This window comes from Caballeronia sp. LZ003 (assembly GCF_031451465.1).
In the GTDB taxonomy this organism is placed as follows: domain Bacteria; phylum Pseudomonadota; class Gammaproteobacteria; order Burkholderiales; family Burkholderiaceae; genus Caballeronia.
Map to the genome: position 1 here is coordinate 1,314,078 of NZ_JARUXJ010000004.1, position 20,444 is coordinate 1,334,521.

The following is a 20,444-nucleotide window of genomic DNA, read 5'->3' on the forward strand; positions in this document are numbered from 1 at the left end:
GGGCAACCAGGGAGCACAACATGGCGCAAGTCACGACCGATTCCGGCCTCAAATACGAAGACATCGCTGTTGGCGAAGGCGCCGAAGCCGTCGCGGGCAAGACGGTGAGCGTGCACTACACGGGCTGGCTGACCGACGGACAGAAGTTCGATTCAAGCAAGGACCGCAACGACCCGTTCGCCTTCGTGCTGGGTGGCGGCATGGTCATCAAGGGCTGGGACGAAGGCGTGCAAGGCATGAAAGTGGGCGGCACGCGCCGTCTCACCATTCCGCCGCAACTCGGCTACGGCGCGCGTGGCGCGGGCGGCGTCATTCCGCCGAACGCCACGCTCGTGTTCGAAGTGGAACTGCTCGACGTCTGAGCGTCGACGCCATGAACGCGCCAGTCCATCGTCCAGGCATTTCGCTGCGCCGCTATGAAGCGGTGCAGGCGACAGACGAGCACGACTTCCATCAGATCGTGCTCGGCTTCGACGGCGCAATGGGCATGGCGGTGGACGGGCGCGAGTCGCATATCGACCGGCATCGCGCGTGGATCATTCCGGCTCACGCGCGGCATGAATACTGGGCCGAGGGCGTGAATCGCCAACTGGTGCTCGATCTTCCGGCGACGTCGGTAGCGGTGCCCGAGCGCTTTTTCGAACGCGCGCGCACCGTCGATCTCGATTCCGCGATGACGCAGCTCGTCGCCGATATCGCGCTGAATGCAGGCATTCACGATGGCCGCTTCGCCTGGCAAGCCGCCGCGCATCTGTGCGGCGCGTTGATGGCCGACGCGGGCGCATCCGTCGCGGCCGAAGCGCGTGGCCTCGACTTCGCGCGCATCGACCGATGGCTGCGGCTGCATTTGTCGGAGCCGCTGCGCATTGCCGATCTCGCCGCACACTGCGGCTTCGGCATGCGGCGCTTTCATCAGCTATTCAGCGAGGCGTTTGGCGAGACGCCGCATCGCTATCTGCATCGCTTGCGGCTCGATACCGCGCTTGCGTTGCTTGCCGATCCGCGCGCCGCGTTGTCGGACATTGCGCTCGATGTCGGTTTCGCCGATCAAAGCGCGTTCACGCATGCGTTCTCGAAGCGCTTCGGCATAGCGCCTGGTCTCTGGCGCAATGGCCTGAGAGCGCCTGACCCGCGTCAGCATTGAAGACGTAAAAAAGCCCGCCGGTCATCGACCAGGCGGGCTTTCTTCATGCCTCAACCAGCTAACGAATCATTCCACCGACAGTTGCAGATGCAATTGCGAGCGCGCGACGTCGCCCTCTTGCACGTCGCTTGCATTGTCGCGATCCGACTGCGATTGCGGCGCAAGACGCGCCGATTCGATCCGGTCGAGATACTCGGTCGTGATGTCGCCGGTGATGTAGTTGCCGTCGAAGCACGAAGCCTCGAACTCCTGCAACTCAGGGTTGATGTCACGGATCGCGCTTTTAAGGTCGGCCACGTCCTGATAAACGAGATAATCCGCGCCGATCATGCGTGCGACTTCTTCGTCGCTGCGGCCGTGCGCCACGAGTTCACCGCGCGTGGGCATGTCGATGCCATACACGTTAGGGAATTTAACCGGCGGCGCGGCGGACGCGAAGATCACCTTGTTTGCGCCGGCGTCACGCGCCATCTGCACGATTTCATGCGAGGTCGTGCCGCGCACGATTGAGTCGTCGACGATCAGCACGTTCTTGCCTTTGAACTCGATGGCCATGGCATTGAGTTTCTGGCGCACCGACTTCTTACGCACCGCCTGGCCCGGCATGATGAAGGTGCGGCCCACGTAGCGATTCTTGAAGAAGCCTTCGCGGTACTCCACGCCGAGCTTCGCGGCCACTTGCATGGCGGCGGGACGCGAGGAATCGGGAATGGGCATGACCACGTCGATAGGCACGTCCGGCAGCACGCGCTTGATCTTCTCGGCAAGATAGTCGCCCATGCGCAGACGCGCGTTGTAGACGGGCACGCCATCGAGGCACGAATCCGGACGCGCAAGATACACGAGTTCGAAGATGCAGGGGTTGAGCGTCGGTTTTTCGGCGCATTGATGACTGTGGAGGTTGCCTTCCGCGTCGATGAAGATGGCTTCGCCCGGCTCGACATCGCGCACGAACTCGAAGCCCACGCCTTCCACCGCTACCGATTCCGACGCCACCATCCATTCCACGCCCGTCGCGGTTTCCAGCTTGCCGAGCACGAGCGGACGAATGCCGAACGGATCGCGGAACGCGACGAGCCCGTAACCCGCGATCAGCGAGACGATCGCGTAAGAACCCTTCACCCGCCGATGCACGCCCGCAACCGCCTTCCAGAGCGCGGCGGCGTCGAGTTGCAAGCCCGAACTTGCAAGCTGCAGTTCATGCGCGAAGACGTTGAGAAGGACTTCCGTGTCCGACGCCGTGTTGATGTGCCGGCGATCGATGCGGAACATCTCGTCCTTCAACTGCGTCCAGTTGGTCAGATTGCCGTTGTGCGCGAGGATGATCCCGAACGGCGCGTTCACGTAGAACGGTTGCGCTTCTTCCTCGCTCGATGCGGAACCCGCCGTCGGATAACGCACTTGCCCAATGCCGACCGTACCCGGCAGGCTGCGCATGTTGCGCGTGCGGAACACGTCGCGCACCATGCCATTGGCTTTGTGCATGTGGAAGTTGTTGCCGTTCGCCGTGGCGATGCCCGCTGCGTCCTGGCCGCGATGCTGCAGAAGCAGCAAGCTGTCATAGATCAGCTGATTGACGGGACTTTGCGAAACTACACCTACGATGCCGCACATGGCATGGTCCTTCAAAGAGTCGAAACGGGGTCGACGGGGTCGATAGGCGGTGCCGGTCCACACCGCCTGTTCGCAGGCGGGCGCCGTATCGCGTCCCTCATGTAGCCAGCCGTTCGTCTATTGTGCGACGTTTCGCGCCGCGTCGCCGGCATCGGGGGCCGGGGCGACACGCACATACGCGGCAAGCGTAGCGGGGAGCAGCGGTTTCAGTTCACGCACGCCTTGCTCGGCCATGGGCGCGAGCAGCGCATTGCGCCAAAAATCTTTCTGCGGCAGTTCGGTCAAGCCCGCCAGGGCGACCAGGATGACTACCAATATAGCCCCTCTGGCGAGGCCGAACAGCAAACCCAGCGAGCGGTCGACACCGCGCAGGCCGGTGACTTCGGTGATGCGCGTCAGGAGCGCGGACAGCACGCTCGACAGAAGCAGCACGGCCGCCACCACCAGCAGGAACGCCACGAGCCATTGCGTCAGTGCACCGCCCGGCCACGTGGACGGTATGTACGGCACGACGACGCTGACGAAGCGCCCTGCAATCAAGATAGCCGCCACCCAGCCGACGAGACCGAACGCTTCGGCCAAAAAGCCGCGCCACATGCCGCGCAAGGCTGACAGACCGATCACGGCGAGCACGGCATAGTCGAAACTGGTGAACATCGAGCTTCTGGTTCGCCTCAGTTCGCTGGCCGCTTGCCACCGGCAAGTCCGGCTTGCCGCACCTTCTGAAGCGCCGCCGATGCCGCCGTGCGATCCGCAAACGGTCCTGCGCGCAATAGAGCGCGCGTGGAGCCGTCCGTTTGCTTGCGATGTTCGAGATATGCGGGCACACCGGCCGCTTTCAACTTGTTGACCCAGTTTTGCGCGGCGGTTTCGTCGTCAAAGGTGCCGATTTGCAGCACGAAGCGGCTGCCGGCCGGCGACGAAGGCGAGCTCGGTGCATTGGCGGCGGTATTGGCTTCTTCGGCGGGCGCGACCGGCTGCGGCTTGGCCGCCTGGGTTTTTGCGGGTTGGCTCGCGGGTGCCGGGGACTTTGCTTCCGGCTTGGCCTGCGCCTGTTGCTGAACTGGCGCCGGCGCTTGCGCGTCGGGCTGCGCTACGCCCGCCGCCACGCCGTTCGATGTCGCCGCGGGGCCGTCATGCGCGACGCCGGCTTGCGTGTCGGCATCGGTGGCTTCGCGCGATTGCTTCACGGCCGGCGCGGGGCGGCTTGGAATATCGATGGAGATATCGTCGGTGACGGGCTTCGGGCGCGAGTCCAGCACCATGGGCAGAACGATGACCGCGGCCAGCACGAGCGCGATTGCGCCGACCAGCCTGCGCCGGGCACGCTGCTTTTCGGGCAGCGTGGGGTCGAGCATCATCGCGTCGGCGTCGGTGCGCTCGGGGCGGCGCGTGCGGCGTTCCGTGCGGACGGTATGACGCGTGCCGCGCGGTGAGTCGGAATATGTGTCGCGACCGGAGTCGTCTTTCTTGCCGAACGAGAAAAGTCCCATGTATGGCTTGGTGCGAGAAGCTTGGTGCGGGGGTTTGCCTTGCGGCTGACCGCCGACCGTCTCAGTGATGCTGCGATTTCCGGTATGCCATGACGCCGGCAACCGTGTAGAAACTGCCGAAAACCAAAATTCTATCATTTTCGGACGCACGACTTAACGCATCTCGAAATGCTTCGGCCGGTGTGTCGAATTGTGAAACGCTGCTGTCGGGGCCTTCGTTGACACCGGCATCGCGCAAAACCTTGGCCAGGCGGTCGGTCGACGCGGCGCGCGGAGTAGGCAACGCGCTCACGTTCCAGTGATCGACCTCGCCCTTGAGCTGATTGACGATGCCTTCGATGTCTTTGTCGCCCATTGCGCCGAACACCGCGTAGGTGTACGGAAAGTAGCCCATGTTGCCGAGATTCTGACCGAGCACGGCGGCGGCGTGCGGATTGTGCGCGACATCCAAAATGATCTGCGGTTTGCCCGGCAGCACCTGGAACCGCCCCGGCAACTCGACGTTCGCCAGGCCCAGCCGGATATCCTGCGCAGACACGGCCAGACGGTCGCGCAGCGCTTCGAGCGCCGCCAGCGCGGCCGACGTATTGATGAGCTGATTCGCGCCCCTCAACGCCGGGTAAGCCAGCGCGGAACGCCGTTGTGCGCGTCCGATGTAGCTCCACTGCTGGCGCTCGTTGCCCGGCTGCGCCTCGTAGCGAAAATCGCGGCCCACAAGCCACAGATCCGCGCCGATCGCCTCGGCATGATCGATCAGGCTTTGCGGCGGCGTCGGGTCGCCGCAAATCGCGGGCTTGCCCGAGCGGAAAATGCCCGCCTTCTCGAAGCCGATTTTCTCGCGCGTATCGCCGAGATAGTCCGTGTGATCGATGTCGATACTCGTGATCACCGCGCAGTCCGTATCGACGATATTGACCGCGTCCAGCCGCCCGCCGAGCCCGACTTCGAGCACCACGGCGTCTAGTGTGCGCGAGGCGAAGAGATGCAGGATCGCGAGCGTCGTGAATTCGAAATAAGTCAGCGAGACCGGCTCGGCGAGACTCGCGCGCGCTTTTTCCACGGCCTCGAAATGCTGCAGCAACTCGGCGTCACTTGCCTCGACGCCATCGACGCGCGCCCGCTCGTTGAACGAAAGCAGATGCGGCGACGTGTGACAGCCCACGCGATAACCCGCGCGCAGCAAAATGGTTTCGATGATCGCGCACGTCGAGCCCTTGCCATTCGTGCCGCCGACGGTGATGACCGGGCAGGCGAAGGAAAGCCCGAGCGCTTCCTTCACGCGACCGATGCGCGCGAGACCCATGTCGATACCGACCGGATGCGCCGCTTCGAGATGAGCGAGCCAGGCGTCGAGAGTGGGGAAAGTGTTCATTTTCGAGATCGGGAAACAAAAGCGCCGCGCGGAACCTCGCGGGTTCACGCGCGGCGCGGCGCTGCATTCGAAGCCGTCAGGCGACGGCGTCGGCGGGCTGTCGGGTCATCAATGCCATCAACTGGGCAATTTCCTCGCGCATCTTGCGGCGATCCACGATCATGTCGACGGCGCCCTTCGTCATCAGGAACTCGGCGCGCTGGAAGCCTTCCGGCAGCTTTTCACGCACCGTCTGCTCGATCACGCGCGGACCCGCGAAGCCGATGAGCGCTTTCGGCTCGGCAATCACCACATCGCCCAGAAACGCGAAGCTCGCGGACACGCCGCCCATGGTCGGGTCGGTCAGCACCGAGATGAACGGCAGCTTTGCCTCGGCCAGCTTGGTGAGGAGCGCAGTGGTTTTGGCCATTTGCATGAGCGAAAGCAGGCTTTCCTGCATGCGCGCGCCGCCCGAAGCTGTAAAGCAGATGAACGGTACGTTCTGTTCGAGCGCATTGCGCGCGCCGCGCACGAAACGTTCGCCGACCACCGAACCCATCGAGCCGCCCATGAACGAGAACTCGAAGCACGCCACGACGCACGGTATGGTGTGGATTGCGCCGCCCATGACGACCATGGCGTCGGTTTCGTCGGTGTCTTCCATCGCCTCTTTCAGGCGGTCCGGATACTTGCGGCTGTCCTTGAACTTGAGGGCGTCGACCGGCAAGACTTCCTGGCCGATTTCATAGCGGCCTTCCGGATCGAGCAGACGATCGAGCCGCTCGCGCGCGCCGATTCGCATGTGGTGGCTGCACTTCGGGCACACATGCAGATTCGCCTCCACGTCGTTGCGGTACAGCACCGCCTCGCACGCCGGACACTTCACCCACAGGCCTTCGGGAATGCCCTTGCGGCTTTTGGGATCGGTCTGTTTGATCTTGGGCGGCAACAATTTGTCGAGCCAGCTCATCGAATTTCCTTCAGTGTTCAGACGGTCGCGGCGCCGCACCGAGGGAATCCGGCGCGGCCGCGACTGCGTTTTTACTTGGCGGCGTCGAGCGCCGCTCTGATTTCCGCGATGAATGTCGTAAGCGACGCCGCGGCAGTATCCGGCGGCGCCTCTTCGAGCAACTGCACGAGCCGGCTGCCGATGACCACGGCATCCGCGATCTCAGCCACCGCGCGGGCAGTTTGCGCGTCGCGGATGCCGAAACCCACGCCCACCGGCAGCGGCACATGCGACTTGATGGCCGGGATTTTACTCGCGATGCTGGAAACGTCCAGATTTGCCGCGCCGGTCACGCCTTTCAGCGAGACGTAATAGACATAGCCGCTCGCAATCTTCCCGACCGCCGCGATACGTTCGTCGGTCGAAGTCGGCGCCAGCAGGAAGATGGGATCGATGCCGGCCGCGCGCATCTTCGTGCCGAATTCCTCGGCTTCCTCGGGCGGGTAATCGACCACCAGCACGCCGTCGACGCCCGCTTCGTTCGCTGCCGCCGCGAAAGTGTCCGCGCCCATGCGTTCGATCGGATTGGCGTAGCCCATCAGGACGACCGGCGTTTTGTCGTTGGTCTGGCGAAAACGCGCGACATCGGCAAGCACGCGCTTGAGCGTCACGCCGCGCGCCAGTGCGCGTTCCGACGAGCGCTGAATGACGGGACCGTCGGCCATCGGGTCCGAAAACGGCACGCCCAGTTCGATGACGTCCGCGCCGCCCTTCGCCAGCGCGTGCATGAACTCGACGGTCTGTTCAGGGTTCGGGTCGCCCGCCGTAATGAACGGAATCAGCCCCTTCTTGCCTTCGGCGGCGAGTGCCGCAAATGTAGTTTTGATGCGTGACATGAGAAATTCTCGCAGTCGTATTCGTGGGCGTCAGACGTCGTTGTCTCGGCATCTGACGCGTTTCAGCGACGAAAATGGCGCTATCGGGCAGCTTCCGGTACGAGAATGACGCTAGGTGCGCGCAAAACCTGCAATCGATCCTCGCGTCCCTGCGCCGTGCGCTGTTCAGCGATCGCACAGTAGTCCGCGTTTATCTCGTATCCGGTGAAGAGCCGTCCGTGACGCGCGCAGGCAACGCCCGTGGTGCCGCTGCCCATGAATGGATCAAGCACGCGGCCGCCCGGCGGGCAACTGGCAAGCACCATCCGTTCGATGATCTCCAGCGGCTTTTGTGTCGGATGATCGACCCGTTCCGCATGCTGCCGGTGCAAACGCGACACCGACCACACGTCTTTCGGGTTGTAGCCCATCTCCAGCCACTTGCTGCCTTCGAAAATCTTGCGCGAGCGCGCCTTCTTCGTCACTGCGTCGTAAGGAATGCGCACTGGATCGAGATCAAAGTAATAGTCCTTCGATACCGCGAAATAGCCGATGTTGTCATGCACCGACGAGAATTTTCGCGTCGTTCCGCCCATGCTCGGTACACGCCGGTCCCAGACGATCTCATTGACCATCATCAGGCGGCGCTTGAGAAACACGAACAGCTCTGGCGAATACTGCCAGGTGCAGAAGATGTACATCGAACCGCTTCGCTTGAGCTTTGGCAAGGCCAGTTCAAGCCAGCCGTACGTCCATTCAAGGAAGGCTTCTCCGGACCGCATGTCCGAGTCGTTCCCGTAGTCCTTGCCCAAACCATAGGGCGGGTCCGCGACGATCAAGTCGATCGACGCGTCGGGAATGGTCGCGGCATCGGCCAGGAAATCGCGATTGCGGATATCGATGTCGGCGCCCGTGAGCGCGCCGACGGACAACGGTTCGTCGATGACAGTGCGCATCCGGCCGCTCAGAACTGAATGCCCGATCGCTCGGCGACCGTGTGCATGTCCTTGTCGCCCCGGCCCGACAGGTTGACGAGCAGCACCTTGTCGCGCGGCAGCGTCTTCGCAAGCTTCGCGCCATACGCCAGCGCGTGACTCGATTCGAGCGCCGGGATGATGCCTTCGATGCGGCAGCAGTCGTGGAAGGCCTTGAGCGCTTCCTCATCCGTGATGCCGACATACTCGGCCCGTCCCGCGTCCTTCAGCCATGCGTGCTCGGGACCGACGCCTGGATAGTCGAGACCCGCCGAAACCGAATGCGTCTCGATGATCTGGCCGTTGTCGTCCTGCAGAAGATAGGTGCGATTGCCGTGCAAAACGCCGGGACTACCGCCCATGAGCGAGGCTGCGTGACGGCCGGTGTCCATTCCGTCGCCGGCTGCCTCGACGCCAATCAGACGCACGCCCTGGTCATCGATATAGGGATAAAAGATGCCCATCGCGTTCGATCCACCGCCTACGCACGCTATCACCGCGTCCGGCTGACGACCGGCCATTTCGGGCATTTGCACCTTGCATTCGTCGCCGATCACACGCTGGAAGTCGCGCACCATCATTGGATAAGGATGCGGGCCCGCCACCGTGCCAATAATGTAGAACGTGCTCTCGACGTTCGTCACCCAGTCGCGCATGGCTTCGTTGAGCGCGTCTTTCAGCGTCTTCGAGCCCGATTCGACCGGCACGACCGTCGCGCCCAGCAGCTTCATCCGATACACGTTCGCAGCCTGACGCCGCACGTCCTCGACGCCCATGTACACCACGCATTCCATGCCAAAGCGGGCGGCAATGGTGGCGGTTGCAACACCGTGCTGACCTGCGCCCGTCTCGGCGATCACACGCTTCTTGCCCATCTGGCGCGCAAGCAGCGCCTGGCCGATCACATTGTTGACCTTGTGCGCGCCGGTGTGATTTAGGTCCTCGCGCTTCAAATAAAGCTGCGCGCCGCCAAGCATTTCGCTCCAGCGCTTTGCGTGATAAATCGGGGAAGGGCGACCCACATAATGCTTCAGTTCGTAGTGATACTCCGCCTGGAACTCGGGATCTTGCTGAGCGGCTTCATACGCGACGCGCAATTCATCAAGTGCGTGGATGAGCGTTTCAGACACGAAAATGCCGCCATATTGGCCGAAATGGCCTCTTTCGTCTGGTAAATTGTACATTACGTCACTCTTCGGTGGTGAAGTGCCATTACGGCGAATTCACATTTTTATTCAGCTGGCATCCGCTTCGCGCACCGCGCGCACGAATGCCGCCATCCGGGCGGGATCTTTCACGCCCTTGGCGCCCGGCGTTTCGATGCCGCTTGAGACATCGACCGCGAACGGGCGCACGCGCCGGATGGCTTCACTGACGTTTTGCGTGTTCAACCCACCACTCAAAACGGCCCGATGCCCTAGATCTGTTGGGATAAGTGACCAATCGAATATCTTCCCGCCGCCGCCAAAGCCCTCGACGAGTGCGTCGAGAAGAATGCCGCCAGCATCTGCAAATTTAAGAGACGATTCTATCAAATCGCTCGTTGCAGCATCAGGCCCGATTCGCAATGCGCGCCAATAGGGCAAACCCGCAATTGCGGCCAACTCGGCGCATTGTTCGGGTGTCTCGTCGCCGTGAAACTGCAAAATGGACAGAGGAACGTTCGACGTGACTTCTCTCACCCATTCCGGCGTCGCGTTGACGAACAAACCGACTGCCGACACGAGGGGCGGCACATGCCGAGCCAGTTCGACCGCTTGCGCGACGCTCACCGAACGCGGACTCGGTGGATAGAAAACGAAGCCCACGGCGTCCGCGCCGAGCGCCACGGCGTGGCGCACGTCTTCGGCGCGGGAAAGTCCGCACAGCTTGATTCTCGTTCGATGAAGATCCCGTTCGCTCATTTCTCGTTCGCCCAGACGGCGCTCCACGGCATGCTTTCGATATGCGCAGGCGGCACCGCGAATTGCGCCGGATAACCGACTTCCGCCAGATATAGGCCGTCCGGCATGAAGGTCGGCGCGGCGATACGACGGTCGCGCGCGGCGAGTACGTCGGTCATCCACGAAACCGGATGTTTTCCCCGGCCAATGGCAACGAAGCATCCCATTAGATTGCGTACCATATGATGCAAAAACGCATTGGCGCGAAACCGGAAGTGCACGAAGTTGCCCTGCTCGCGTACATCGATCCGATACACATGCTTGACCGGCGTTTTCGACTGGCAATCCGCCGCGCGGAACGACGAAAAGTCGTGCTCGCCGATAAGACACGCCACCGATTCACGCATCGCGCCGACATCCAGTGGCGTGTGCACCCAGCCAGCGCGTTTCGCGAGCATGGGTGAACGGACCGCATTGATGTACAGCACGTAATAGTAAGTGCGTTCGAATGCGCTGAAGCGGGCGTGGAAGTCGTCGGGCATCGGCTTCGCCCATTGCACCGCGATCGTTTCCGGCAAAAACGCATTCGTGCCGCGCACCCAGGAAAACTCGGTACGGTCGAGTTCCGTGTCGAAGTGCACGACTTGGCCCAGGCCGTGAACCCCGGTATCTGTCCGTCCGGCGACGACCGTCTGCAAACGAGTCTGCGCGAACTCCCCGAGCGCGCGCTCGAGTTCGTCCTGCACCGTGTTGCCATGCGGCTGAGATTGCCAGCCGGAAAACGCCGAGCCGTCGTACTGAACGCCTAATGCAATGCGCATTTCAAGAATGCGGCGCGAGCGTCGAAAGCAACGCGGCGGCTTGCGGACGCGTGGCTGAATCGTTCGAGGCGAGCACTTCCTGAAGCAACGTGCGCGCGCCCGACAAATCGCCCAGTTCGATGTATTCGGTCGCTAGTTCGAGCTTGTTTCGCGCGATTGTCGCCAGTTGCGAAGGCGTCAGCGCCGGCAACGGTGCAGTCTGGCTCGCCGGCAGATTCAGGTCGAAGTCGAGGCTCAGCGGGCCGTACTGGGTGGCTCCGAGGCCGGCCACCGCCGCGGCGCCTGCAGTGCCGGCTTCGATCTGAGCGACGACGGAATCCCCTCGCGGCACGGGCGGCAAGTCCTCGTGAGCCGTCTGCGCGTGGGCCACCGGCTGCGGGATGAACGGCAACGGCGCCGCGTCAGCGGACTCACGGGGCGCGGCTTCAAGCGCCTGCGGCGGCGAACTCGCCAAATCATGAGGCGCGTTCAGCGTCAGTTCGAGACGCGGCGGCAAACCGAGTTCGAGCGAGTCGAGCGCCTGAATTGCTTCTTTTGGAAACTTAGGCATCGGGAAACGATGACCGGGCGATGGATCGTCGTCGAGTTCCGGCTCGGGCGGCACGTCGAGCGCTGCGTGCTCGATCTCGCGCTGTTCTGCCGCGCGCTGCTCGGCCGCTTCCTCGGCGGCCGCACGCGCCTGAGCTTCGCGCAGTTCGGCTTCGCGAGCGATGATCTCGCGCGCCGCCGCCTCGCGGGCCTGTTCCGCGTGCTCGGCGGCATCGCGCGCTTCGGCTTCGCGCAATTGCGTCTCGCGGGCGGACAGATCGCGGGCGAGCGCCTCGCGGGCCGCGAGCTCACGTGCGCGCGTCTCCCGTTCCTCGGCTTCCTGATGCGCAGCCTGACGCGCGGCGGCTTCGCGCTCCTGTTCTTCCCATTTGCGCGCTTCGAGCGCGGCGGCCTGGCGTGCAGCGATTTCACGGGCATGCGTTTCGTGCGCGTCGGCGTCGTTCGATGATTCTTCGCGCGCGGATGGCACGAATTCCGCGTGCAAAGCGGCGGGCGTCGCGGGAACGAACGGCTCGGCTTGCGACGCCGGATTCCTGGCCGGCGGCGTCATGCGCGCGACCGCGTCGTCATCGGACGGTGTGGGGAAGACTTGCGCCGCGTCGTAATCCTCGATGCTCGCCGCCACCGCGTTCAGTTCCGACTGATCGTCGCGCTGAACCGCCTTGCCATCTACGCTCGCCACGGCGATAGCAGCCAAACGCTCGCGCTCGCGTTGCTGACGCAGCTTTTCGTTACGCGCGGCGGCGTCTGCTTCCGCTTCTTCCATCGAGGAAAAGGTTCGCGGCGCGCGCGGGTCCGCTGCCGCTCTCGCCGCTTCGAGTTTGGCGCGATTACGCCTTCTGATATACCACTGGCCGAATATGACACTCAGCCCAACCAGCCCACCAAGGAAAATCCTGGGGTCCGAAAGCGGCGACCCGGTCGCGGGCGCCGCAGCGGAAGTGGCGACCTCGGGCTTCGCGGGCGCCATTGTGGTACTTGCCTCGGACGCCGGCGCAACGGCATTCGGCGCGCTCGCAACAAGCGCGGGATTCGAGGCTGCCTCGGGCGGCGCGGGTTCGCTCGCGACGTCTTGAGTCGCCGACGCCGGTGCAACGCCAGTCGCGGATGCGCTCGCCGTCGCGTTTTCCTGCGGGACCGGCGCTGGCGTCGATGCGGGCGCCGAGACTGGCGCGGACGCTCCGCCCGCATCCGATGCCGGCACGTTCAACACCGAACCGAGCTTCAACCGGTTGATGTCGTGCCCGGCGAACGCGTTCGGATTGGCTTCGAACAGGGCGCGCGCCATCTTTTCCTTGACGGCCCGTTCCTTGGAACCGGTGAGTTCGCCGGCGATATCGCTCAGCGACTGACCGGGCTTCACCGCGTACTGCTGCGTAGCGCCTGCTGCAACCTCGCTCGCCTGCGCGAAAGCCGCGCCCGGATGCGCGGCGAGCACCGCGGACGCGACAATGCCAGCCGCAGCGAACGCCGCGCGCGATGGCGTGTTGAAAGACCGGCCAGGTCGATGAATCATTGAAACTCCAGGGAACGGCGAAGGTTGAATCGAAACACTGCCATGACAAACGCGCGCGGGTGGATTTTTCGTCGAACGGTCACGCGGACACGTTCCATGACAAAACCGGCTGCACAAACGAAAAAGCGCCGCGATAAACGCGACGCTTCTCGTCAAGCCGCGCTCATAAGCGCGTAGTTTACTTTACTTGTCCAACAGAATGCGCAGCATGCGGCGCAGCGGCTCGGCAGCACCCCACAAGAGCTGGTCGCCGACCGTGAACGCGGACAGATATTCACCGCCCATGGCGAGCTTGCGCAGACGGCCAACCGGCACCGTAAGCGTGCCCGTAACGACTGCAGGCGACAGATCGCGGATGGATGCTTCGCGCTCGTTCGGCACGACCTTCACCCAGTCGTTCGCCGATGCCAGGATGCCGTGCACTTCGTCGAGCGGCACGTCCTTCGCGAGCTTGATGGTCAGCGCTTGCGAATGGCAGCGCATGGCGCCGATCCGCACGCAAAGCCCATCCACGGGAACCGAGCCCGGCTGACCCATTGCGGGCTTGCCGAGAATCTTGTTGGTTTCCGCGCCGCCCTTCCACTCTTCCTTCGACATGCCGTCGCCGAGATCCTTGTCGATCCACGGGATCAGCGAGCCTGCGAGCGGCACGCCGAAATTATCGACGGGCATGCGTTCGCCCTTCATTGCAGCCAGCACGCGACGGTCGATATCGAGGATGGCGGAAGACGGGTCGGCCAGGTCTTCCTTGGCCGCGCCGTAAAGCACACCCATTTGCTGCAGCAGTTCGCGCATGTTCTGCGCACCCGCGCCGGATGCGGCCTGATACGTCATGGCCGTCGTCCATTCGACGAGGTTTTCGCGGAACAGGCCGCCGAGCGCCATCAGCATGAGGCTGACCGTGCAATTGCCGCCGATGAAATCGCGCCCGCCCTTGACGAGCGAGTCCTTGATGACGTCCAGGTTGACCGGATCGAGAATGATGACCGCGTCGTCCTTCATGCGCAGCGCCGAGGCCGCGTCGATCCAGTAACCTTTCCAGCCCGCCGCGCGCAGCTTCGGATACACCTCGTTGGTGTAGTCGCCGCCCTGACACGTGATGATGGCGTCGCACTTCTTCAGGTCGTCGATGCTCGTCGCGTCTTTGAGCTTAGTCTCGTTCTTGGCGAACGACGGCGCGTTGCCGCCCGCATTGCTGGTGCTGAAAAACACCGGTTCGATCAGGTCGAAGTCGCCTTCCTGCTGCATGCGCTGCATCAGGACGCTGCCGACCATGCCGCGCCAACCAACGAGACCTACGTTCATGACTCACCCTTCCAGTGGTAGCTTCCCCGCATCCTTACCCGGCGTGGCCGCGCGGGGAAGACGCTCGGACACGAGGGACGATCAGCGAATCGTGATCGCTTTGATGGAGGTTTTCGTAATGCGCGTTTTGGCGACGCCAACGATGGCGTGACCGCGCGTGCTGATGGCGAGACCCGTCGCGCTGACTTTTGAGCCGCGTCCGATGGATTCCAAAGAGAATTGAGAGTTCTTCGCCATAACAAAACAGTCTACACGATAACCGGGCTATTTCGTGAATCTCGAACCGAATCGCCGCGAATCGTGCCGTAAAACGGATAAAAATAGGATAAACGTCACGATCGGCTGCATTTGTCGCAACAGCCGATCGCGAGTTTTTTAGAGCGCCTTGAGCACCGCGTCGCCCATTTCCTTCGTGCCGACGACTTGGCCGTCGGGCGTCGCGATATCGCCGGTGCGATAGCCCTGCTCCAGCACCTTCTTCACCGCGCTTTCGATACGGTCGGCTTGCTCCGTCTTGCCGAGCGAGTAGCGCAGCATCATCGCGGCCGAGAGAATGGTCGCAAGCGGATTGGCCACGCCCTTGCCCGCGATATCCGGCGCCGAACCATGCGACGGCTCGTACAAGCCCTTGTTGTTCTTGTCGAGCGACGCCGAAGGCAACATGCCGATGGAACCGGTGAGCATCGCGGCTTCGTCGGAGAGAATGTCGCCGAACATGTTGCCCGTCACGACCACGTCGAAAGCCTTGGGCGCCTTGACCAGCTGCATCGCCGCGTTATCGACATACATGTGCGACAGCTCGACGTCCGGATATTCCTTGGACACATCGATCATGATGTCGCGCCAGAATTGCGATGTTTCGAGCACGTTCGCCTTGTCCACGCTCGTCAACTTCTTCTGACGCTTTTGCGCAGCCTGAAACGCGACATGCGCAATGCGCCGCACTTCCGGTTCCGCGTAACGCATGGTGTCGAAGCCTTCCTGCGCGCCTTCGAACAAGCCGTCCGGCGCAGCACGCACGCCGCGTGGCTGACCAAAGTAGATGTCACCGTTCAGTTCACGCACGATCAGGATATCGAGCCCCGACACAATCTCGGCCTTCAGCGACGAAGCACCCGTCAATTGCGGATAGCAAATGGCCGGACGGAAGTTCGCGAACAGTTGCAGATGCTTGCGCAGACCGAGAATGGCTTGCTCCGGGCGCAACGCGCGTTCGAGCTTGTCATACTTCCAGTCGCCGACGGCGCCGAAAAGGATCGCGTCGGCGTCCTTGGCGAGTTGCAGCGTCGCATCCGGCAGGGGATGGCCCTTCGCCTCGTAACCCGCGCCGCCAACGGGCGCTTCTTCGAGTTCGAACTTCTCACCAAGCGCGTTCAGCACCTTGACCGCCTCGGCGGTGATTTCCGGACCGATCCCGTCGCCGGGGAGGACTGCAATCTTCATGTCTCGATTCCTTATTCACAGGACGCGCTCCGCGCTTGCGGAGCTTCCCGGTTTGGTTCGCGCCGTCGTGTCGGGTTTCTCGGACACGAACAACGTCACTAAAAGCGCGCCTGCATCTGAGCGCAGGCCGAATACAGGCTCTTATCCAACCAGCCGATTGTTCAGCCACGGCTGTTTCGTCAGCCGTTCCGTCTCGTACTGACGAATCTTGTCCGCGTGGCGCAGAGTCAGCGCGATATCGTCGAAGCCGTTCAGCAGACAGTACTTGCGAAAGCCCGGGACTTCGAAAGAATACTCGGTGCCGTCGCCCGTACGCACGACTTGCGCTTCGAGATCGACGGTCAGCGTATAACCCACGAACGCGTTGGTCTCGTTGAACAGCTTGTCCACTTGCTGCTCCGTCAGCGCCACCGGCAGCAGCCCGTTCTTGAAGCAGTTGTTATAGAAAATGTCCGCGAAGCTCGGCGCGATGATCGCGCGAAAGCCGTATTGATCCAGCGCCCACGGCGCGTGCTCCCGCGAGCTGCCGCAGCCGAAGTTCTTGCGCGTGAGCAGAATCGACGCGCCCTGGTAACGCTGCTGATTCAGCACGAAATCCGGGTTCAGCGGGCGCTTGCTGTTGTCCTGACCCGGCTGGCCGACATCGAGATAACGCCATTCGTCGAACGCGTTGGGACCGAAGCCAGTGCGCTTGATCGACTTCAGGAACTGCTTCGGAATGATCGCGTCCGTGTCGACGTTTTCGCGATCCAGCGGCGCCACGAGGCCGCTATGCACAATGAATTTTTCCATGACGCTTGAGCCCTTTGTCTGTTGCAGATCCGGCAATGCTTGGCCGCGTCGCCGGATGAATGCGGCTCGCCTACTTAGCCGCGTTACTGATCGAATTGCCCAGATGCTGCAAATCTTCGCCGAAACCGTGCATCGTGTTGCAGCCCGCGAGTGTCAGTGTGAGCAGACAACCGGCGGCAACCACGAGCGAGAGTAGATTTCGCTTCATCGCACCGAGTCAGGCGAGCTTGCGAACGTCGACGAAGTGACCTTCGATTGCAGCGGCGGCCGCCATTGCCGGGCTCACCAGATGCGTGCGTCCGCCCGCGCCTTGACGGCCTTCGAAATTGCGGTTCGACGTCGATGCGCAGCGCTCGCCCGGATCGAGCCGGTCCGCGTTCATGGCAAGGCACATGGAGCATCCCGGCTCGCGCCATTCGAAGCCCGCGTTCGTGAAAATCTTGTCGAGCCCTTCCCGCTCAGCCTGCGCTTTCACGAGACCGGAGCCCGGCACGACCATCGCCAGACGAATGTTCGATGCCACGCGGCGGCCGAGCGTCTTCACCACATACGCGGCGGCGCGCAGGTCTTCAATACGCGCATTCGTGCACGAGCCGATGAAGATTTTGTCCGGCTTGATGGCCTCGATTGGCGTGTTCGGTTGCAGCGCCATGTAGTGCAGCGCGCGTTCCATGGCGTCGCGCTTGACCGGATCTTTTTCGCGCTCGGGATCGGGCACGCGGCCATCGACCGACGTGACCATTTCCGGCGACGTGCCCCACGTGACTTGCGGCACGATTTCGGCCGCATTGAGTTCGACCACGCGGTCGAACTGCGCGTCTGGGTCCGACTTGAACTGACGCCAGTACTCGACCGCCTGATTCCACTCGACGCCCTGCGGCGAGTACGGACGATCCTTGAGATAGTTGATCGTGGTGTCGTCGACGGCCACCATGCCGGCCCGCGCGCCCGCTTCGATCGCCATGTTGCAGACCGTCATGCGGCCTTCCATGGTGAGCGCGCGGATGGTCGAGCCGCCGAATTCCATGGCGTAACCGGTGCCGCCCGCCGTGCCGATCTTGCCGATGATCGCGAGCACGATGTCCTTCGCGGTGCAGCCGCGCGGCAATTGGCCTTCGACCTTGATGAGCAGGTTCTTGCTCTTCTTCTGCAAGAGCGTTTGCGTGGCGAGCACGTGCTCCACTTCCGAGGTGCCGATGCCGTGCGCGAGCGCGCCGAACGCGCCGTGCGTGGAGGTGTGCGAGTCGCCGCAGACGATGGTCATGCCCGGCAGCGTCGCGCCCTGTTCCGGCCCGATGATGTGCACGATGCCCTGACGCAGATCGTTCATCTTGAACTGAGTGATGCCGAAGCTATCGCAATTGGAGTCGAGCGTATCGACTTGCAGCTTCGACACGGGATCAGCAATGCCGTGGGAACGGTCGGTGGTCGGCACGTTGTGGTCGGACACGGCCAGGTTCGCGCTGATGCGCCACACCGGGCGCTCGGCCAGCTTCAAGCCTTCGAAGGCCTGCGGGCTCGTCACTTCGTGCAGCAGGTGACGGTCGATATAGAGGATCGACGTGCCGTCCTCTTCCGTGTGGATCACGTGTGTGTTCCACAGTTTGTCGTAGAGAGTCTGTGCCATGTGAGCGCTTTGGAGTGTGACTGCGGGGTTTTCAGTTTGACGACTTGTGAGTCGATTATGCCACTCTCAAGGAGCGCGTGGATAGTACTAGGCTACGGAAAAATCCATTAAAAACAGTGGGTTGGGTGGTGGGTTCGGTACCTGGATCAGCGATACCCGGATAGGAAGACGGACGAGGAGCCAAAAGCAAAAAGCCCCGGCAATCACTCGCCGGGGCTTTCGTCCAACCTTACCTATATGCGCTTAACGCTTGTCCAGCGCCTTCGCATCACGCGGCGTTTGGCCAATGAACAACTGACGCGGACGGCCAATCTTTTGTTCCGGATCGGCGATCATCTCGTTCCACTGCGCGATCCAGCCAACCGTACGGGCCATTGCGAAGATACACGTGAACATGGACGTCGGAATGCCCAGCGCGCGCTGAACGATACCCGAGTAAAAGTCTACGTTCGGGTACAGCTTGCGCGACACGAAGTATTCGTCTTCCAGCGCGATCTTTTCCAGTTCCATCGCAAGCTTGAAGAGCGGGTCGTCATGCAGACCGAGCTCGTTCAGCACTTCGTGGCAGGTTTCGCGCATGAGCTTCGCGCGGGGATCGTAATTCTTGTAGACGCGGTGGCCGAAGCCCATCAGCTTCACGCCCGAGTTCTTGTCCTTCACCTGCTTGATGAACTCGGCGATGTTGTCGACCGAGCCGATTTCTTCCAGCATGTTCAGCGCGGCTTCGTTCGCGCCGCCGTGCGCCGGGCCCCACAGACACGCGATACCCGCTGCAATACACGCAAACGGATTGGCGCCCGACGAACCCGCGAGACGCACCGTCGAGGTCGACGCGTTTTGCTCGTGGTCCGCGTGCAGGATGAGGATACGGTCGAGCGCGCGCACCAGCACGTCGTTGACTTTGTACTCTTCGCACGGGTTCGAGAACATCATGTACATGAAGTTCGCGCTATACGACAGATCGTTCTTCGGATAAACGAACGGTTGACCGATGCTGAATTTGTACGCCATGGCCACCAGCGTCGGCAGCTTGGCGATCATGCGGATGGCCGACACTTCGCGATGACGCGGGTCGTTGATATTCAGCGAGTCGTGATAGAACGCCGACAGCGCGCCGACTGCGGCGACGAGGACGGCCATGGGGTGCGCGTCGCGACGAAAACCGCGGAAGAAGAAGTGCATTTGCTCATGCACCATCGTGTGGCGCGTGACCGTATCCACGAATTCCTGGTTCTGCGCGGCGGTCGGCAGTTCGCCCTTCAGCAGCAGATAGCAGGTTTCGAGGAAGTCGGCGTTCACCGCCAGTTCTTCGATCGGATATCCGCGATAGAGCAGTTCGCCCTTGTCGCCGTCGATATACGTAATCGCGGAATTGCACGCTGCCGTCGACATGAAGCCCGGGTCATACGTGAACTTGCCGGTCTGACCGTACAACTTGCGAATGTCGATCACGTCCGGGCCCATGGAGCCCTTGTAGATCGGCATTTCGACGCTCGGCGAGTTGTCGCTGAACGATAGCGTGGCTTTAACATCTGACGGGGTCATAGCACATCCTCAATCGAAGTATGGATACAGGTTCTCGATAATTTGCACGACGGAAGCTGCGCGGCACAAACTGTACTGTGGGCCTCTTGCGGCCTTAATTCGTTTATTTCGGCTTATTGTGCAGAACTCCGTGGATTCCTGCTGAAATCACACGGTACGCAGCATGCCTAGCAGACGAATTACATCGGGCGTCGCAAGCTCGCCTTCGGGCTCGGTGCGCGCCAGCAACAAATCCATCAGTTCGTTGTCGCTCAGCTCCAGCAGACGGGTCAACGCGAACACGTCGGCGTCACTGAGGTCATGCTCATATCGGCTGAAAAAACGCTCGAAGATCAGATCGTTTTCCAGCAGGCCGCGCCGCGCACGCCAGCGAAGACGCGCGCGACGAAGGGGGTCGGACTGATGCGGACCGTCGTCCGCAGTAATGCTTGAATTGTCGACCATCTCTTAGCCCATCTCAGACAGCGCGGCGCACCATCAATTCCTTGATCTTGCCGATCGCCTTGGTCGGGTTGAGCCCCTTCGGGCACACGTCGACGCAATTCATGATCGTGTGGCAACGG

20 protein-coding genes and 1 pseudogene are annotated in these 20,444 nt (G+C 62.3%); 2 read left to right on the forward strand and 19 right to left on the reverse strand.

What is annotated here, in order from left to right:
• Positions 1-20 precede the first annotated feature (20 nt).
• Together QCE79_RS29805 and QCE79_RS29810 are read left to right on the forward strand one after the other, a co-directional pair.
• The gene (locus QCE79_RS29805) at positions 21-362 is read left to right on the forward strand and encodes an FKBP-type peptidyl-prolyl cis-trans isomerase (RefSeq protein WP_244829133.1); all 342 of its coding nucleotides are present in this window, start codon (positions 21-23) and stop codon (positions 360-362) included.
• 11 nt (positions 363-373) lie between these two features.
• Positions 374-1,144 (forward strand): AraC family transcriptional regulator, encoded by a 771-nt coding sequence (locus QCE79_RS29810; protein ID WP_309850086.1) that lies wholly within the window; start codon positions 374-376, stop codon positions 1,142-1,144.
• A 66-nt stretch (positions 1,145-1,210) separates the two neighbouring features.
• On the opposite strand, the gene purF is transcribed toward QCE79_RS29810, so the two are convergent.
• The 19 genes and pseudogenes from purF to sdhB all read right to left on the reverse strand — a co-directional run.
• Positions 1,211-2,758 (reverse strand): amidophosphoribosyltransferase, encoded by a 1,548-nt coding sequence (gene purF, locus QCE79_RS29815; RefSeq protein ID WP_244829131.1) that lies wholly within the window; start codon positions 2,756-2,758, stop codon positions 1,211-1,213.
• Between the two features lie 117 nt (positions 2,759-2,875).
• A complete protein-coding gene (locus tag QCE79_RS29820) occupies positions 2,876-3,415 on the reverse strand; it encodes a CvpA family protein (protein ID WP_244829130.1) in 540 nt (179 codons plus the stop codon).
• Between the two features lie 17 nt (positions 3,416-3,432).
• Positions 3,433-4,251 carry an SPOR domain-containing protein gene (locus QCE79_RS29825; RefSeq protein ID WP_309850090.1) on the reverse strand — a complete coding sequence of 273 codons (819 nt, stop codon included), beginning with the start codon at positions 4,249-4,251 and terminating at the stop codon, positions 3,433-3,435.
• 61 nt (positions 4,252-4,312) lie between these two features.
• Entirely contained in the window at positions 4,313-5,623 is a 1,311-nt protein-coding gene (gene folC, locus QCE79_RS29830) for a bifunctional tetrahydrofolate synthase/dihydrofolate synthase (RefSeq protein WP_244829128.1), read from the reverse strand.
• Positions 5,624-5,699: 76 nt separating this feature from the next.
• Positions 5,700-6,572: an acetyl-CoA carboxylase, carboxyltransferase subunit beta gene (accD, locus tag QCE79_RS29835; RefSeq protein ID WP_244829127.1), complete on the reverse strand. Its 873-nt coding sequence runs from the start codon at positions 6,570-6,572 to the stop codon at positions 5,700-5,702.
• Positions 6,573-6,643: 71 nt separating this feature from the next.
• Positions 6,644-7,447, reverse strand: coding sequence for a tryptophan synthase subunit alpha (gene trpA / locus QCE79_RS29840; RefSeq protein ID WP_309850094.1), 804 nt, complete (start codon positions 7,445-7,447; stop codon positions 6,644-6,646).
• Positions 7,448-7,527: 80 nt separating this feature from the next.
• Entirely contained in the window at positions 7,528-8,382 is an 855-nt protein-coding gene (locus QCE79_RS29845; protein ID WP_309850097.1) for a site-specific DNA-methyltransferase, read from the reverse strand.
• A gap of 8 nt (positions 8,383-8,390) precedes the next feature.
• Positions 8,391-9,584 carry a tryptophan synthase subunit beta gene (trpB, locus tag QCE79_RS29850; protein WP_250509820.1) on the reverse strand — a complete coding sequence of 398 codons (1,194 nt, stop codon included), beginning with the start codon at positions 9,582-9,584 and terminating at the stop codon, positions 8,391-8,393.
• 51 nt (positions 9,585-9,635) lie between these two features.
• Positions 9,636-10,304: a phosphoribosylanthranilate isomerase gene (locus tag QCE79_RS29855; protein ID WP_309850098.1), complete on the reverse strand. Its 669-nt coding sequence runs from the start codon at positions 10,302-10,304 to the stop codon at positions 9,636-9,638.
• A complete protein-coding gene (gene truA, locus QCE79_RS29860) occupies positions 10,301-11,104 on the reverse strand; it encodes a tRNA pseudouridine(38-40) synthase TruA (RefSeq protein WP_250466481.1) in 804 nt (267 codons plus the stop codon). The genes QCE79_RS29855 and truA overlap by 4 nt, the downstream gene beginning before the upstream one ends.
• A 1-nt stretch (position 11,105) precedes the next feature.
• Positions 11,106-13,169, reverse strand: a complete 2,064-nt coding sequence (locus tag QCE79_RS29865) for a FimV/HubP family polar landmark protein (protein WP_309850101.1) — start codon at positions 13,167-13,169, stop codon at positions 11,106-11,108.
• Positions 13,170-13,352: 183 nt separating this feature from the next.
• Entirely contained in the window at positions 13,353-14,474 is a 1,122-nt protein-coding gene (asd, locus tag QCE79_RS29870; protein WP_309850104.1) for an aspartate-semialdehyde dehydrogenase, read from the reverse strand.
• 375 nt (positions 14,475-14,849) lie between these two features.
• On the reverse strand, positions 14,850-15,917 hold the full coding sequence (leuB, locus tag QCE79_RS29875) for a 3-isopropylmalate dehydrogenase (RefSeq protein ID WP_309850106.1): 1,068 nt from the start codon (positions 15,915-15,917) through the stop codon (positions 14,850-14,852).
• A 141-nt stretch (positions 15,918-16,058) separates the two neighbouring features.
• Positions 16,059-16,709 carry a 3-isopropylmalate dehydratase small subunit gene (leuD, locus tag QCE79_RS29880; protein ID WP_244829115.1) on the reverse strand — a complete coding sequence of 217 codons (651 nt, stop codon included), beginning with the start codon at positions 16,707-16,709 and terminating at the stop codon, positions 16,059-16,061.
• A 70-nt stretch (positions 16,710-16,779) separates the two neighbouring features.
• On the reverse strand, positions 16,780-16,917 hold the full coding sequence (locus QCE79_RS29885) for an entericidin A/B family lipoprotein (protein WP_250466478.1): 138 nt from the start codon (positions 16,915-16,917) through the stop codon (positions 16,780-16,782).
• Between the two features lie 9 nt (positions 16,918-16,926).
• The gene (gene leuC, locus QCE79_RS29890; protein ID WP_244829113.1) at positions 16,927-18,336 is read right to left on the reverse strand and encodes a 3-isopropylmalate dehydratase large subunit; all 1,410 of its coding nucleotides are present in this window, start codon (positions 18,334-18,336) and stop codon (positions 16,927-16,929) included.
• 243 nt (positions 18,337-18,579) lie between these two features.
• The gene (gene gltA / locus QCE79_RS29895) at positions 18,580-19,881 is read right to left on the reverse strand and encodes a citrate synthase (RefSeq protein ID WP_309850110.1); all 1,302 of its coding nucleotides are present in this window, start codon (positions 19,879-19,881) and stop codon (positions 18,580-18,582) included.
• Positions 19,882-20,028: 147 nt separating this feature from the next.
• Entirely contained in the window at positions 20,029-20,325 is a 297-nt protein-coding gene (locus QCE79_RS29900; protein ID WP_309850115.1) for a succinate dehydrogenase assembly factor 2, read from the reverse strand.
• Positions 20,326-20,338: 13 nt separating this feature from the next.
• Positions 20,339-20,444 (reverse strand): annotated as a pseudogene (sdhB, locus tag QCE79_RS29905) (succinate dehydrogenase iron-sulfur subunit); the annotation flags it as partial.

What these genes read in the sequence shown, in the direction of transcription:
- QCE79_RS29805 (WP_244829133.1), top strand. Translation starts at nt 21, where the DNA reads ATGGCGCAAGTCACGACCGATTCCGGCCTCAAATACGAAGACATCGCT.
- QCE79_RS29810 (WP_309850086.1), top strand. Translation starts at nt 374, where the DNA reads ATGAACGCGCCAGTCCATCGTCCAGGCATTTCGCTGCGCCGCTATGAA.
- purF (WP_244829131.1), bottom strand. Translation starts at nt 2,758, where the DNA reads ATGTGCGGCATCGTAGGTGTAGTTTCGCAAAGTCCCGTCAATCAGCTG.
- QCE79_RS29820 (WP_244829130.1), bottom strand. Translation starts at nt 3,415, where the DNA reads ATGTTCACCAGTTTCGACTATGCCGTGCTCGCCGTGATCGGTCTGTCA.
- QCE79_RS29825 (WP_309850090.1), bottom strand. Translation starts at nt 4,251, where the DNA reads ATGGGACTTTTCTCGTTCGGCAAGAAAGACGACTCCGGTCGCGACACA.
- folC (WP_244829128.1), bottom strand. Translation starts at nt 5,623, where the DNA reads ATGAACACTTTCCCCACTCTCGACGCCTGGCTCGCTCATCTCGAAGCG.
- accD (WP_244829127.1), bottom strand. Translation starts at nt 6,572, where the DNA reads ATGAGCTGGCTCGACAAATTGTTGCCGCCCAAGATCAAACAGACCGAT.
- trpA (WP_309850094.1), bottom strand. Translation starts at nt 7,447, where the DNA reads ATGTCACGCATCAAAACTACATTTGCGGCACTCGCCGCCGAAGGCAAG.
- QCE79_RS29845 (WP_309850097.1), bottom strand. Translation starts at nt 8,382, where the DNA reads ATGCGCACTGTCATCGACGAACCGTTGTCCGTCGGCGCGCTCACGGGC.
- trpB (WP_250509820.1), bottom strand. Translation starts at nt 9,584, where the DNA reads ATGTACAATTTACCAGACGAAAGAGGCCATTTCGGCCAATATGGCGGC.
- QCE79_RS29855 (WP_309850098.1), bottom strand. Translation starts at nt 10,304, where the DNA reads ATGAGCGAACGGGATCTTCATCGAACGAGAATCAAGCTGTGCGGACTT.
- truA (WP_250466481.1), bottom strand. Translation starts at nt 11,104, where the DNA reads ATGCGCATTGCATTAGGCGTTCAGTACGACGGCTCGGCGTTTTCCGGC.
- QCE79_RS29865 (WP_309850101.1), bottom strand. Translation starts at nt 13,169, where the DNA reads ATGATTCATCGACCTGGCCGGTCTTTCAACACGCCATCGCGCGCGGCG.
- asd (WP_309850104.1), bottom strand. Translation starts at nt 14,474, where the DNA reads ATGAACGTAGGTCTCGTTGGTTGGCGCGGCATGGTCGGCAGCGTCCTG.
- leuB (WP_309850106.1), bottom strand. Translation starts at nt 15,917, where the DNA reads ATGAAGATTGCAGTCCTCCCCGGCGACGGGATCGGTCCGGAAATCACC.
- leuD (WP_244829115.1), bottom strand. Translation starts at nt 16,709, where the DNA reads ATGGAAAAATTCATTGTGCATAGCGGCCTCGTGGCGCCGCTGGATCGC.
- QCE79_RS29885 (WP_250466478.1), bottom strand. Translation starts at nt 16,917, where the DNA reads ATGAAGCGAAATCTACTCTCGCTCGTGGTTGCCGCCGGTTGTCTGCTC.
- leuC (WP_244829113.1), bottom strand. Translation starts at nt 18,336, where the DNA reads ATGGCACAGACTCTCTACGACAAACTGTGGAACACACACGTGATCCAC.
- gltA (WP_309850110.1), bottom strand. Translation starts at nt 19,881, where the DNA reads ATGACCCCGTCAGATGTTAAAGCCACGCTATCGTTCAGCGACAACTCG.
- QCE79_RS29900 (WP_309850115.1), bottom strand. Translation starts at nt 20,325, where the DNA reads ATGGTCGACAATTCAAGCATTACTGCGGACGACGGTCCGCATCAGTCC.